Below are 14,542 nucleotides of genomic sequence, written 5' to 3' on the forward strand. Positions count from 1 at the left end.
ACCTTACGGATGTCTCAAGTTATAATGATTAACTTCTCTTCAGTGATATGATATCACTTCTAGATAAAATAAAAAACTAGAATTATTACTTGAATAACTTCTAGTTCTATAATACGAAACAATTGATAGGTTATAGGTGAAGAATAAAGGAGGATACTTTTATGAAAGTTAAAGTAATTGATTTTGATGATAATTTTGCTGTTTGTAATTACATTGATTTGGATGGTCATAATAGCTATGGATATCTTCATTCAGAAGAAATTAATGACTTAATGCTTCCTATCACTGAAAAAGTGAAAATTGGTGACGAATTTGAAGCCACAGAACTCGGTGAACGTAAAGGTGATATGTATCTGACTGTTAAACACATGAATGATCAAACATTCGAAAATAGAGTGCAAGATCTAAATAAATTTGACAGTGTTAAGGTTAAAATAGTAAAGACTACACATCGTGGTGCTATTGCTGATATCCATGGTATTCCAGGGCTTGTTACTGGTAACTTTGAAATTGGTGACACTATTCTTGCTACTATTAGTAAAATCATTAATGAAAAGCATTTAATTCTATTGAATTTAGACTCTGTTATCTATTAGTTTAAAAGCAGTTGTTTCACAAATTGTAACTTCTAGAATAAAACATTATCCAACCATTAAGTAAAGGACCTGGAAATCATTCCAGGTCCTTTACTCCATTTCTCTTAATCTAGAAAGTATGCAGCTACTTTATCTTTACTATCTAATATTTCATCAGTTGGAACACCACATGATTTAGCTAACTCAATAGATCCTTCAAACGCAAGAGATATATCTGGCGCAAATGCTTTATCAAGTAATTCCATAAATATCTGCATATCTTTACCCATTTCATCTACAAACTCTTGATACTGTTCATTGAGTTCTTTATCTACAAGACATATTGATTTTCTATACTCTTCAAATATCTTCTGTTCATAAGATGAGAAGTTATCTTTCGCAATCTGATACATCATAGTTCCTACTGTATTACCAATAACTGCACCTATAACTGGTACAGGAATAAGCACTTGTCCTGCAAATGAAGATAATGCACTTATTGATGCATCCAAGCACAACATTTCAGAATTTTCTATAAATGTTTGTTCGTCTATTTGTCCTTGTTTTAATTGATAAACTTGATCTGCCACTCCAAAGGATGCTGTTACTATAGCACTCGCTACTGCTGCAGGTGTTGCACTATAGTTAGAAAGTGTATAAATTGATGCACCTCTAATACCACCCTTTAAAGTACCTTTTCCTGTTGCTCCTGCAATATCTTTCCAATCATCACCATTGAAATCTTCAAGTTTCTTTCCTTCTTTTCTCTTTTTATTGATTTCTAAGCATAGTGATGAAGCTCCTTCAATTCCTGCAGAAACAACTGTTGCTTTTACGCCTTCAGATAATTTAGGTGCAGCTTCCTCTTTTGCATGAGCTACTCTTTCCTTATTTGTTTTCTTTAAGCTATCAACTTCTTTTGAAAAAGTCTCTTCATAAGTATCCTTCTGAACCTCATCATATCTCAATTTAGATGGTTCTACTTTTTCAAGAGGAATATCCCCTTCTTCAAAAAACTTATGCACTTCTTTCCACTGTTTTAATGAAAACTCACCTGTAGAAGTAGGCATCTTATTAGCCTTTTCTTCTGGAATAGACAGCAACCATTTTATTTTATCATAATGATCTTTCGGAATGACATACACTCCATCTTCATCAAGGAAATAGGGGTACATATGTAAATGTTGACGAATAGCACATAGTGATAAATGATTCCCTGAACTCGCAAATTTCTGTTGAATTAGAATATTACCTCTTTGTAAGTCTGCAGGGCCATCATCATTGATCCAAGTATAAATAGGTGCTTTACCAACTATCTGTTCTCGTGCATTACCAATACCACATTCTGAAACTTCCGCAATAAACCCATGCATTCCCTTTACACCACCACGACCTTTTCCATTATTAACTATATCTACACTAATTTTATTTAATGTTTCATTTATAGTAGCCATGGCTTCATTTAGATTTAACTGTTCTTTATTCAATGCCTTAGTTAACTGATCCAAGCGTTCTTGATTTAAATAGTTAATCCAAGAAGCAACAGCTTGTTCCTGTCCACTTTTAATATTTTTAGTCTTATCCATCATTTCCACTACACCCCTACATTTTCACTAAGTGTTGCAGCAAGTGACTTTGCATTATTCACAAGAGTTCCCAACAACATTTGTTGGTCTTCAGATAGTTCTAAGAAATTCTTTCCATAACAAGGCATACACTGACCATATTGAGTATTCAACATTTCTCTTAACTTTGCTGTCTTATCATGTAATTGTTTAACTGTATAATTAATCTCTTTAATAGTTTCTACATTACGTAAAACTGCTTCAATCTCTTCTTTTTTCTCTTTGCTTAACTTCATCTTTTTGTTAGCAAATAACACCACTGATGCAAGTAATGTAGCACCACTAATAGACCATCCAACAGGTCCTGCAAGAGCTAAGATTGCATTTCCTGCAGCCATGCCTCCACCACCAGCTGCTAGAGCACCTCCTCCAAGCCAAGCTAATTGTGCGCTTGTTGCTGCAGCACCTGATAATGCAGATATGGCTGTTCCTGTAGATGCTGTACCAAATGTCGTAGCAACCCACATCGCTGCACTAGGTGCTAAGCTTGCAACGGCAACACCACATGATAATCCTGCTCCTGCACTTAATGCTGATTTCTTTGCTGCAGTTAATTCATCTACAGCATAATCACATACATCTTTAAACTTCTTCTTATCTAACTGAATATCCTGAAGATCTACATCAAAACTCTTAGGATGATTTGCAATACTATTTATCAATATTTCTACATTATTCAACACATCTACTGAACGTTCTCTTTGTATTAATATAGCTGAACCATAGCCTTCAAACTCAGCATATTCCGCATTATACTTATTCACTGCATCATGTAATTGATCATCAAGACTGACTTCTTTCTGTTCTTTAAAATCTGCTACAGATTTCTTAAAAGACTCAGCCCCTTTATTAATCATATCTCCACCATCTTTAAGTCCTTGTGATACAAATGAAGCACCATCTTTTGCACCCTGAGAAACTGTATCAAATATTTCAGTGCCCATTTTCTGTATATCAATACTTTTTAATTTATCTCCTGCAGAATTTCCAAATTCCTTAGCACGCTTATCTAACTCTGCATCATCAACTGCTTTAACTACTTTCAATTTAGTATCATTGATACTATCTTTGACATCATCTATTATTTCATTGAATTTCATAAGTTCTTCCCTCCTACATACCTTGTTCTTTTCTTATTTGTTTAATTTGATCTTTATAAGTCTTATTATTCTCTTCAATCTTTGCTGGAATAGAATATCTCTGTATATATTCTATCACTTTCTTTTGTTCCTCTAATACTCTTATCGTATTATTGATTTTATTTACCTTCTCTTTTATTACAGTTTCCTGCTTCATTCCTTCTAAAATTAGTTTGATTTCCTTTAAATCAAAACCCATTTCCTTATACCATAATATTTCCCATAGTCTTTCCATTGTTTCATCATCATAAAGTCTATAATTATTCTTTGAGCGCTTAACAGGTAATATACCTTCATCATCATAATATTGTAATGTACGCTTACTGACTCCTGATAACTTACTCACTTCTTCAATCTTTTTAAACACTTTTCACATCCTCGTAACTTGAGGATACGCTATCACGTAAACGTGATAGCAATACCCACACTACAAATCTCCTTTCCATTAGAGAAGATGTAAATTTCGCGTATTTAAAAAGATGGGTAATATACCCATCAAACCGTTAATTCTATTGGAGTTAATCTATAAAATTTATATCAAGAAAGAACTGTTTCACTTATAGTAAGATCTATGAAGTAAAGAATATCCTGATGTATCCTATTCAATCGTTAAGTCTATTAATATTAAACATGATCAAGAAATATGAGAAGAATATGGTGTATTACCTACTGTATTTCGATATTGTGGGTAATTGGAAAGACTGTGCGAACTTAGAATCAATCAAAAAAGCACATATTCTAAAGAATGATGAACTAGAAATAAGCCTACACACATTAAGATTAAAGGATAATCTATAATTTTTTCTAGTTTTTTGAATTTTATTGATTTTAGTAATAGAGTTTTCTACAATAATCATAGAGGAACTTAATAAACATTAAGTTCACTCCTTAAATAAAAAAGCCTATTGGGATGCAACTCCCGCAAGGCTTTTTTATTATTTATAATATAATATTTATAAGGGGTTTTAATTAAAGTTTTTTATTTGTTTTTTTGTATTCATTTGCATTGATACCAGGAATTTATTAGTATACTTATAGAATGTTTTTTTCATAATATATTTTCCTTTTTGTCTGGCCTGTCTATTATTAGACAGGCTCTTTTCTTGTATACATTCAAGTAAATCTACAGCTTCCCTATCATATTGTTGCTAAGTCCGTGCTACTTGCACATACTGGATTGGCAGTTTTTACGATCACATCTGCTTATCCGTCACCATCAGATACATCTCATAAATCTTGGCTTTCTTCTTGGTGTGAATGACCATTGGCTTATCGTCCACTTTTTGAATTGTGACACCAGTGGTGTCACAATCTCATTTTTACTATTTGAGCAAGAAATTTCTATATCCAAACAACTTATAAGACCAATTTATGCAAGGTTGACAACACTTTGCAGCTTTGTCAAAAAAATGGATATGCAACAATATCATTGCGAACTACCCCGACTTACGCTTCACTTAGAAATTAGGAATTCTTGCTTCAACCACCACTGCCTGGCTAGTAACCTTACACTACCGTTAAGACTAAATGGTGTCTACAAGCGTTATATTCGACTAATCCCTAACCTATATGTCTTAAGATAGATTCTCAAACATCTCCCTGAGACGATTTGAAATCACATCATCTATCATCTTATTACAATGTTTAATGCACATTTTAAGCTGATGATAAAGACAAAACAAACGCCATTTACCGCAATTCCCCTATTTTAGAAGTGGTGGAATTCTTGCTCACGACGTATTAAAGTTCTATGAATAGTGCCTCCACAAGTGTAGTGCGAAAAGGCAGTTTCCTCCACCAACTATCATGTAAACTTAAGTTGACATTTGTAGTTTTCCTAGGAAATTAAAAAGCCCCAAAAAGGGGCTATACATCAATTTTCTAATAATGATGTAGAAGATGATATCGCAAAGATAAATGTAGAACCATTATGAATAAGTGATGTTGTACTTGCTGGTAATATACCAAACATACCTAATAAGATTAAACCAGTATTTAAAGTAACTATTCTTGTATAGTTACGCTTAATACGTCTCATTAATAGTGCAGATAACTGTTTAAATACGACAATTTCTTCTAGTGAAGAAGATGTTAATGTAACATCTGCAAGTTCTCTCGCAATATCTGAACTATCCTGTAAGGAAATAGATACATCTGCACAAGATAAGGCTGGGGTATCATTAACACCATCTCCTACCATAACAACGGTATGTCCTTCATCTTTAAGTTTCTTGACATAATTAGCTTTGTCTTCTGGTAATACACCAGCTAAATAGCCATCAATATTGAGTTCTTCTGCAATATGCTTAGCTGCATTCTCACTATCACCTGTCAACATAATGATATTCTTAAAACCACTGCTTCTTAGATTCATGATTGTTTCTTTTGCTTCTGGTTTAAGTGGATCATAAATAGAAATAATACCTGCAAGTTCTCCACCTATCGCTAAGAATATTAAAGAGCTTGCTCCTTCACTTTGAAGATTATTAATAAGTGTTTCTATTTCTTCTGTTTTAGCAATATGTTCATCTTCAAATACAAAATGATCACTACCAATGACAGCGCGTTGATCACGATAAATAGTCGCAATACCATGCGCAATAATATACTTCACTTCAGCATGTTCTTCTTCATGATGTAATTGTTCGAGTGATGCCTGTTTTACTATCGCATTTGCTACACTATGTGGGAAGTGTTCTTCTAAACAAGCTGCAATACGTAATACTTCTTCACGTGTATAGTTTCCTAATGGTGTCACTTTCTGGACAAATGGCTGAGCATTTGTAAGGGTCCCTGTTTTATCAAAGACAATTGTATCTGCCTGATCCATTGCTTCTAGGTATTTACCACCCTTAACCATAACAGAATGACGACCTGCTTCCTGCATTGCACTAATTATAGAAATAGATGTAGAAAGTTTGATAGCACATGAATAATCTACAAGCAATACAGAAGATGCACGTGTCAAACTTCTTGTGGCAAGAAGTAATCCAAAGAAAGCTACAAAGCTATAAGGTACAATCGCATCTGCAAGATGTTCAGCACCAGATTGGATACCAGCTTTAAGTGATTCGTTTGTATCAATCATATCTACAATCTTATTAATACGACTTTCTAATTGTAGATTTCTTACCTTGATATAAATCTTTCCTTCTTCTACAACAGTCCCTGCAAAGACAGAACTTCCTTGTTTAACCATCTTACTTAAAGGTTCACCAGTAAAGCTTGATTCATTGATCATGGCTTCACCATTCATCACTTCACCATCTACTGGTACCATAGAACCTGTCTGTACAACGACAATATCTTCTTTCTGTAAATGAGTTGTAGGAATCTGTTTTTCTTTTCCTTCTTCTAATACCCATACTTTATCAATATTAACAGACAATGTTTCTTTAAGCTGTAATGATGTTGTTTTCTTTGTATAGTCTTCAAGTAATGAAGAGATATTCAATAGGAACATGATATTACGTGCTGTATTCCATTGTCCTGATAATAAAGAAACAGAAATACTAGTGGCATCAAGCACTGGTACATCAATGCGTTTATGTACAAGAGAATCAAGTCCTTCTTTTACATACTGGATGGTATGATAAATGGTTAATATGTTTCTTATTGGTAATGGCAGAAACCATTTAGAGGCATATCTTCTAACAATAATACCAGTAAATTTTCCAATGTATTGATCGTTGATATCACGGTGATCTATAAGATATTTGTTTTCTTTAATGAGTTTTTCATAGAGTGTGTCATCAAAGTGAGGGATATCTAAAGAGTTGATTTTGTCAATCAAAGCATCTCTTTGATCAACACTATAAGTGAACAAAATAGAACCTGTTCTTTCATTGACATCAGCTGATTCAACCATATCCCATTTACATAATGCGAAGTGTAAGGCCAGTGCCTTATTTCTAGAAAAGCGATAACGTCCATAACGTATTCTCATACGTCCTGGTATGTCATGTACAATCTGATACTCTAACATTCTCTTATCACCTAAAAAATAGGAAATGACTATTTCCTATTTTGCTTCTTTCTTGCTTTTAGCTTCAGCATAGATATCTTTTGCGTCTTCTACAATTGTATCATATGATGCAAGTGCCTGATCCTTTAACTGCATACCAGTAGCAACTGATTTTACAGCTGCATTTCTTGCGCAATCGCTCTTTACGAACTTACTACCTGCCACTGTAGCGGCTACACCACCTACAAATGACCATAATAATTTGTTTTTAAATAAGTCTTTCATATTCTTTTCCTCCTCTGTTAGTCCTAACTAACAAAATTATAATAACACTATAGAGAAGGTTTGTGAACAAAAATGTTAGAGTTTGTTAGAGAAGCATAACCAAGGTACCAGATACTATTAGTATTAATCCAAGTAATGATTTCTTAGAGAGTTTCTCATGAAAAATAAGATAAGAGAATAATACAGTAAAAAGAATACTAAGCTTATCTATAGGAGTGACTAAACTTGCTGGTCCACTTTGCAGGGCATGATAGAAGCATAGCCATGAACCTCCTGTTGCAAATCCTGACAACACAATAAAGAGATATTCTTTCTTAGGAATACTTTTCATATTCATTTGACTATGTGTCACAAGGACCACAATCCAGCTCATAATAAGTACAACACTTGTACGAATGGCTGTACCTAGATTACTTTCAATATTTGTGATTCCTATCTTACCAAGTATAGTCGTCAAACTTGCAAAAATAACTGAAAGCACGGCATAAAGTAACCAGGCATTATTTGTCTGTTTATTATCTTCCTTTTTTTCTACCATTAAATATGTACCTGTTGTAAGAATGATTATACCTATGATTTTATAGACTGTGACGCTTTCTTTAAAGAAGAGAAAAGAAAGAATAATAGTCAATACGACACTTGTCTTATCTACAGCCGTAACTTTATTGATATTACCTAGCTGTAATGCCTTAAAGTAACATAACCAGCTCGCTCCAGTAGATATTCCAGAAAGAATTAAGAATAGGAATGTCTTATGCGTGATTGTACTAATAGAAGAGAATGATCCAACTATTCCTACCATAATCCATGAGAAGACAAGTACCACAATTGTACGTAATGCAGTCGCTAAGTGAGAGTTTGTATGTTCAATACCACATTTTGCGAGAACTGCTGTAAGTCCTGCAAAAAAGGCAGAACCTAATGCAAAAAGAATCCACATAAAAAAGCCTCCTTATAATACTATTATAGGAGGCTAAAACAAATTTGTTTAGAATTCTTTGATAGCTTTGATTACATCTTCTACAGTTAAATGGAATTCCTTGAATAAGTCTGCTGGCTTACCTGAAGCACCAAATGTATCCATAGTGACATATTTGCCCTTGAGTCCTACAAATTCACCCCAAGATAAACGGCTTCCTGCTTCTACAACAATTCTATTTTCTACACATGATGGTAAAATAGATTCCTTGTATTCTTCAGACTGTTCTCTGAATAATTCCTGACAAGGCATAGAAACGATTCTGATATTTAAGTTAGAGTCTTTTAATTGTTCTTTGGCTTTAACTGCTAAGTCTACTTCTGAGCCTGATGCAATGATGATGATATCTGGCTTACTCATACAGTCATCAATGATATAACCACCTCTTAAGGCACCTCTGTTACTTCCTACCATCTTAGGTAAGTCCTGTCTAGAAAGGATGAGAGATGTAGGTGTTTCTTTTGAGCTCATTGCGACATACCAGCCTGCTTTTGTTTCAAATTCATCACATGGTCTAAATACATACATGTTAGGCATTGCACGAAGCATAGTCAACTGTTCTACTGGTTCATGTGTTGGTCCATCTTCCCCTACACCAATACTGTCATGAGTAAATACATAAGTAAGTGGAAGCTTCATTAATGAAGATAAACGAGCCATAGGTTTTACATAGTCACTAAATACAAAGAATGTAGCCACATATGCTTTTAATCCACCATACAACATTAACCCATTACCTACTGCAGCCATAGCCTGTTCTCTTACACCAAAGTGAATATTACGTCCACCATAGTTGTCTGCACTGAATTCACCTTCACCATTTAAAACTGTCTTATTAGAAGGTCCTAAGTCAGCTGAACCACCAATGAAGTTAGGGGCAAAGTTCTTAATAAGGTTCATTGTTTCACCACTTGCAGCACGTGTTGCAATATTGTGATGTTTATTAGCCCAGAATAATGGGTTATCCTTAAAGATTCTTGCAAAGTCAGGGTTAAAATACTGTTCCCATACAATCTTCATTTCTGGATATTCTTCAAAATATTTATCCTGCATAGAAGTCCATGCATCATATAAATCATCTACACGTTTTTGTGTAGAAGCTAGATAGTCATATACGTCTTCTGGTACATAGAATTCTTCCTGTGGAAGACCAAGTTTTTCTTTAAGTGCTTTGATGTTATCAGCACCTAATGGTGCACCATGAGTGCTTTCTGAACCTTCATTTGGACTATCTTTACCGATTGTAGTCTTGATTTCAATGAACTTAGGTTTACCTTTAATAGTTTTTGCTTTTTCTAATGCAGCAAGTACTTCATCTAAGTTATCTCCATCTTCTACAGTCAATGTTTCAAAACCAAATGCCTTTACTCTGTCTGATACATTTTCTGTAAATGTGATGTTTGTGTTACCTTCGATAGAAATGTTGTTTGAATCATATAAGATGATGAGCTTTTCTAACTTAAGTGTACCAGCGAGTGATAATGCTTCTGAAGAGATTCCTTCCATCATACATCCATCACCAGCTAATGCATAAACATAATGATCAAATAGATCATAACCTGGTTTATTAAATACAGTGGCTAAATGAGCCTGACCCATTGCCATACCAACAGCCATGCCTAAGCCCTGTCCTAGTGGACCTGTAGTGGCATCTACACCTACTGTATGTCCATATTCTGGATGTCCTGGTGTAAGTGAACCTAACTGTCTAAACTGCTTTAAATCATCCATAGTTAAGCCATAACCATATAGATGTAATAAGCTATAAAGCATGCTTGAACCATGTCCTGCTGATAAAATAAAACGGTCTCTGTTAATCCATTCAGGATGCTTTGCACTATGGTTTAATACCTGTGACCATAATACATGAGTGAATCCAGCAGCCCCTAAAGGAAGTCCTGGATGTCCTGAATTTGCTTTCTGAATCATATCTGCACAAAGTGCTTTAATCGTATATACTGTTTTTTGATCAATCTTGTTCATTTTCGTTTATTTTCTCCCATTCATCATTGTTAAATATTATACCTGTTCTCTTTTTGTAAATGCAAGATATTTAGTACTTCACATTCCAATTCATTGCAGCATTATATAAGAAATACAGGCCATACATTAGGCAACCTTCATCAAAGATAGTGGCTTTGTTATGAAGACCATAAATATAACCATCCTGTTTACATCCTGCAGCAAGAGTCACAAAGAGTGAAGGTACATTGGCAGTAATATGGCCAAAGTCTTCTGAGATAGTAAGAGGAAGTTCTAACTTCTTGATATAACCACCAAATACATCTTTTTCTTCATCCATAATAGATTTAAGTAATGCAGGATCATTATAGACACTTGGTGCCTGCTGTAAGATTGTGATCCCTGCCTGGGCATGATACATAGAGGCAATACTTTGAACTAATTCATTGACTCTTCCCATAATATATTCCTGATCATCTGGACGATAACTTCTTAGTGAACATTTCATATAGGCTTTTTCTGGAATAATGTTATGGGCTTTACCTGCATTCATAATACCAATTGTAAGTACATCATCATGACTCATACTGATTTCTTTAGGAATGATTTCCTGTAATTGCTGATATATATGAACAGCCACACGCAGTGCGTCAATACCTTTTTCTGGCATAGAACCATGTGAACTCTTACCTGTAATATTGATTTCAAAGATTGTAGACGCTGTTGTCATCGCTTTACGGATTGTACGTATAGTTCCTGTCTTATCTTCTGTGGCAGGCATAACATGTAACCCTACTGCAGCATCAACACGAGGATACTTTAATACCCCATCTTCAATCATCATCTTACAACCCACTAGTCCTTCTTCATGAGGTTGGAAAACAATCTTGATCTGCCCTTTGAGTTTCTTTTCATTCTTTTTTAATAGTTTGGCACACATCAACATCATAGAGGCATGCATATCATGTCCACAGGCATGCATAGATCCATTAATAGATTTAAAAGGTAAGTTTGTATGTTCTACTAAAGGTAATGCATCCATATCACTTCTAAGTAAAAGTATCTTCTTATCATGAGGTCCTACAAGTACTTCAATACTTCCTCCGGGATTCACAATAATATTCTCATAACCATACATTTCAAGCAGTTTCACTATATATTCCTGTGTCTGAGGAAGAGGATGACCTACTTCTGGATGTTCATGAAAATGTCTTCTCAGTCGTATTAATTCCTGTTCGATATCCTTGTTGTTTGATATCCATTTTTCTATCTTTTCCATAACTTACACCTACTTTTCCATTTCTTGAATAATACGTCTTGTATTAATAATCTTTTGTGCATATTCTTCTTTATTACGTTTCACTAATCCATAGTAAAGAAGATCAACAACAATAAGTGAAAAATAACGAGAACTCATCGCTCCGATACGTAATGGCTGTTCCTGTGAAGGAATAGTTAATACATGATCTACTAACTTACCAGGCTTATTATAAGCAGATTGTGTAATTGCGACAGATGGGATGTTCATTTCCTTTGCCTATTTAGCAGCAGTGACTATACCTTTTGTTTCTCCACAATATGAAACAAAGATAGCTAAATCTTCTTGTGTCATAACAGATACAAAACTCATCTGTAAATGAATATCAGGACAATCACTAGAAGACTTCCCTATCCTCATAAGTTTATGTCTAAAATCATCACAGACAAAAATATATAAACATGTTTCGCTTGTTCTAAAGCTTTCACAACATCTTCTAGTGTAAAAGCACTAAGAAGATGATATGTTTTATCAATAGTCACAACCTGAGAATGATGTGCTTTATTCATAAGTGCAGCCATATCTTCTTCTGGATGGAATAAAAAACTTTCCCCTCTTTTATAATTACCCTTAAAAAAAAGTATACCATGATTTTCTTTTTTATCGCATTTTTTATGACATAATATAAAAATTATACATTATTTAATAATTTTTTATCACTTTATAATATTTTTTATTATCTTTTGATAATTCATTTTATCATGAATATATGGTCTATTTTTTCGTTTATTCCGATATATGTGTATGATAAATTAACGTTATGTTGATAATTTCTTATTGACTTGACTATTTTCTATTCGTATAATGCAGTCATACCAGAAAGGTAAAAAGAAAACATAAACATGATAAAGGGGGAGTGCTTATGGCAAAGGTTTTAACTGAAGTTTTTGGTATATGGTATTTAATTGGTGCCGCGTTTGTATTCTTTATGCAGGCAGGCTTCGCAATGGTTGAGGCAGGGTTCACCCGTGCTAAGAACGCCGGAAATATCATCATGAAGAACTTGATGGATTTCTGTTTAGGAACTGTTGCTTTTCTTATTGTAGGTTATAGCTTCTTATGTGGGAGTGATGTAGCTAACGGATTTATTGGATGGGTTGGTTTTGGAAATGGTCCATTAACTAACTTTGCATCAACTGATTGGTCTAGTTTCGTATTCAACTTAGTATTCTGTGCAACTGCAGCAACGATCGTATCTGGAGCAATGGCAGAAAGAACTAAGTTCTTAAGTTATTGTATTTATTCATTCGTTATTTCTTTAATTGTTTATCCTATTGAAGCTCATTGGGTTTGGGGACCTGATGGCTGGTTAACAGCAATGGGATTCCATGATTTTGCTGGTAGTGCAGTTATTCACTTCGTTGGTGGTTTAACTGCTTTAATTGGGGCTAAACTTCTTGGTCCTCGTATTGGTAAGTTTAATAAAGATGGAAGCCCAAATGGTATTCCTGGTCATAGTTTAACTATTGGTGCTTTAGGTGTATTTATTCTTTGGTTTGGCTGGTATGGATTTAACGGTGCTGCTGCTAAAAATGGTACACAGTTAGCAACTATCTTCGCAACTACTACTGTTGCACCAGCACTTGCAACATGTACTGTAATGATCTTTACTTGGTTAAAATATGGTAAACCTGATGTAGCTATGAGCTTAAACGGTTCACTCGCAGGTTTAGTTGCAATCACTGCTGGATGTGATGCAGTTAATGTAATGGGTGCTTGTATTATTGGTATTTTATCAGGATTTACTGTTTGTTTCTTTACTTGGTTATTAGATTATAAATTACATATTGATGATCCAGTTGGGGCTGTCGCTGTTCATTTTGGTAATGGTCTACTTGGTACTATCTGTGTTGGATTATTTGCCTGCGGTACTGATACAATGCCTAAAGCTCAGGGTTTATTCTACGGAGGAGGCTTTAAGTTATTAGGTACTCAGTTACTTGGCTTATTATGTATTGGTGTTTGGACTGCTGTATTAATGACTATTACATTCGTAGTTATTAAGCATACTGTTGGTCTTAGAGTTACTGAAGAAGAAGAAATTACTGGTCTTGATAAGCTTGAACATGGTTTAGAAAGTGCTTATGCAGGTTTCGCATTAGAAACAGAAACTTATACTGGTGCTACTGCTGCAACTGTTTCTGCTCCTGAATTAAGTATTACAGAAGCTGTTCCTACTGTTGCAGTCAATGGGGAAGGTAAGATCAGTAAGATTGTTATTATTGCGAAAGCAGAAAAGATGGATGCTTTAAAAGTTGCTATGAACGATATTGGCGTTGCTGGTATGACAGTGACAAGAGTATCAGGCTGTGGTGTTCAAAAAGGACAGACTGCTTATTATAGAGGCGCTAAGGTTGATATCCAGTTATTGCCTAAGGTAAAGGCTGAGATTGTTGTATCTAGTATTCCTGTACAGACAGTTGTAGATGCAGCAAGAAGTGTTCTATACACTGGTCAGATGGGTGATGGTAAGATCTTTATCTATAATGTAGAGAATGTCGTAAGAATCTCTTCTGGTGAACAAGGTCCTGAAGCCTTAAGCTATGAAGACTAATAAAAATGAGACTCGATTAGTCGAGCCCAATGGCATCAACTTAAGGATTTAAACATCCAAAAAGTTGATGCTTTTTTTAGTTTCGTAGAATAATATGAGGTTTCATTTGTGTTTGGATTTCTACCTCAAAAAAAAGCGCAT

At 34.5% G+C, this 14,542-nt stretch carries 13 protein-coding genes; 2 read left to right on the forward strand and 11 right to left on the reverse strand.

Annotated features, from left to right (window positions below; translation table 11 throughout):
* Positions 1–161: 161 nt before the first annotated feature.
* The gene (locus H8909_RS10665; protein WP_187012823.1) at positions 162–596 is read left to right on the forward strand and encodes a hypothetical protein; all 435 of its coding nucleotides are present in this window, start codon (positions 162–164) and stop codon (positions 594–596) included.
* 104 nt (positions 597–700) lie between these two features.
* Here H8909_RS10665 and H8909_RS10670 read toward each other — a convergent pair whose 3' ends face one another.
* The 11 genes from H8909_RS10670 to H8909_RS10720 all read right to left on the reverse strand — a co-directional run bounded on the left by H8909_RS10670 (position 701) and on the right by H8909_RS10720 (position 12,368).
* Positions 701–2,164 (reverse strand): hypothetical protein, encoded by a 1,464-nt coding sequence (locus tag H8909_RS10670; RefSeq protein ID WP_238928273.1) that lies wholly within the window; start codon positions 2,162–2,164, stop codon positions 701–703.
* Positions 2,165–2,169: 5 nt separating this feature from the next.
* Positions 2,170–3,300: a hypothetical protein gene (locus tag H8909_RS10675; protein ID WP_187012824.1), complete on the reverse strand. Its 1,131-nt coding sequence runs from the start codon at positions 3,298–3,300 to the stop codon at positions 2,170–2,172.
* 13 nt (positions 3,301–3,313) lie between these two features.
* Positions 3,314–3,706 carry a MerR family transcriptional regulator gene (locus H8909_RS10680; RefSeq protein WP_187012825.1) on the reverse strand — a complete coding sequence of 131 codons (393 nt, stop codon included), beginning with the start codon at positions 3,704–3,706 and terminating at the stop codon, positions 3,314–3,316.
* 1,506 nt (positions 3,707–5,212) lie between these two features.
* Complete coding sequence (locus tag H8909_RS10685; protein ID WP_187012826.1) at positions 5,213–7,324, reverse strand: heavy metal translocating P-type ATPase; 2,112 nt, start codon at positions 7,322–7,324, stop codon at positions 5,213–5,215.
* A gap of 36 nt (positions 7,325–7,360) precedes the next feature.
* Positions 7,361–7,588 carry a DUF6110 family protein gene (locus H8909_RS10690; protein ID WP_117458622.1) on the reverse strand — a complete coding sequence of 76 codons (228 nt, stop codon included), beginning with the start codon at positions 7,586–7,588 and terminating at the stop codon, positions 7,361–7,363.
* An 85-nt stretch (positions 7,589–7,673) separates the two neighbouring features.
* The gene (locus H8909_RS10695) at positions 7,674–8,528 is read right to left on the reverse strand and encodes an EamA family transporter (RefSeq protein ID WP_187012827.1); all 855 of its coding nucleotides are present in this window, start codon (positions 8,526–8,528) and stop codon (positions 7,674–7,676) included.
* Between the two features lie 48 nt (positions 8,529–8,576).
* A complete protein-coding gene (gene tkt / locus H8909_RS10700) occupies positions 8,577–10,550 on the reverse strand; it encodes a transketolase (RefSeq protein ID WP_117458620.1) in 1,974 nt (657 codons plus the stop codon).
* Positions 10,551–10,620: 70 nt separating this feature from the next.
* Positions 10,621–11,808: a M20 metallopeptidase family protein gene (locus H8909_RS10705; RefSeq protein WP_187012828.1), complete on the reverse strand. Its 1,188-nt coding sequence runs from the start codon at positions 11,806–11,808 to the stop codon at positions 10,621–10,623.
* Positions 11,809–11,817: 9 nt separating this feature from the next.
* Complete coding sequence (locus tag H8909_RS10710; RefSeq protein ID WP_187012829.1) at positions 11,818–12,057, reverse strand: MurR/RpiR family transcriptional regulator; 240 nt, start codon at positions 12,055–12,057, stop codon at positions 11,818–11,820.
* A 9-nt stretch (positions 12,058–12,066) separates the two neighbouring features.
* Positions 12,067–12,207, reverse strand: a complete 141-nt coding sequence (locus H8909_RS10715) for a phosphoheptose isomerase family protein (RefSeq protein ID WP_187012830.1) — start codon at positions 12,205–12,207, stop codon at positions 12,067–12,069.
* Entirely contained in the window at positions 12,204–12,368 is a 165-nt protein-coding gene (locus tag H8909_RS10720; RefSeq protein ID WP_187012831.1) for a hypothetical protein, read from the reverse strand. The genes H8909_RS10715 and H8909_RS10720 overlap by 4 nt, the downstream gene beginning before the upstream one ends.
* A gap of 341 nt (positions 12,369–12,709) precedes the next feature.
* On the opposite strand from H8909_RS10720, the gene H8909_RS13650 reads away from it, so the two are divergent.
* On the forward strand, positions 12,710–14,401 hold the full coding sequence (locus H8909_RS13650) for an ammonium transporter (RefSeq protein ID WP_187012832.1): 1,692 nt from the start codon (positions 12,710–12,712) through the stop codon (positions 14,399–14,401).
* Positions 14,402–14,542 lie beyond the last annotated feature (141 nt).

It is taken from the genome of Catenibacterium faecis (genome assembly GCF_014306455.1).
Classification (GTDB): domain Bacteria; phylum Bacillota_I; class Bacilli_A; order Erysipelotrichales; family Coprobacillaceae; genus Catenibacterium; species Catenibacterium mitsuoka_A.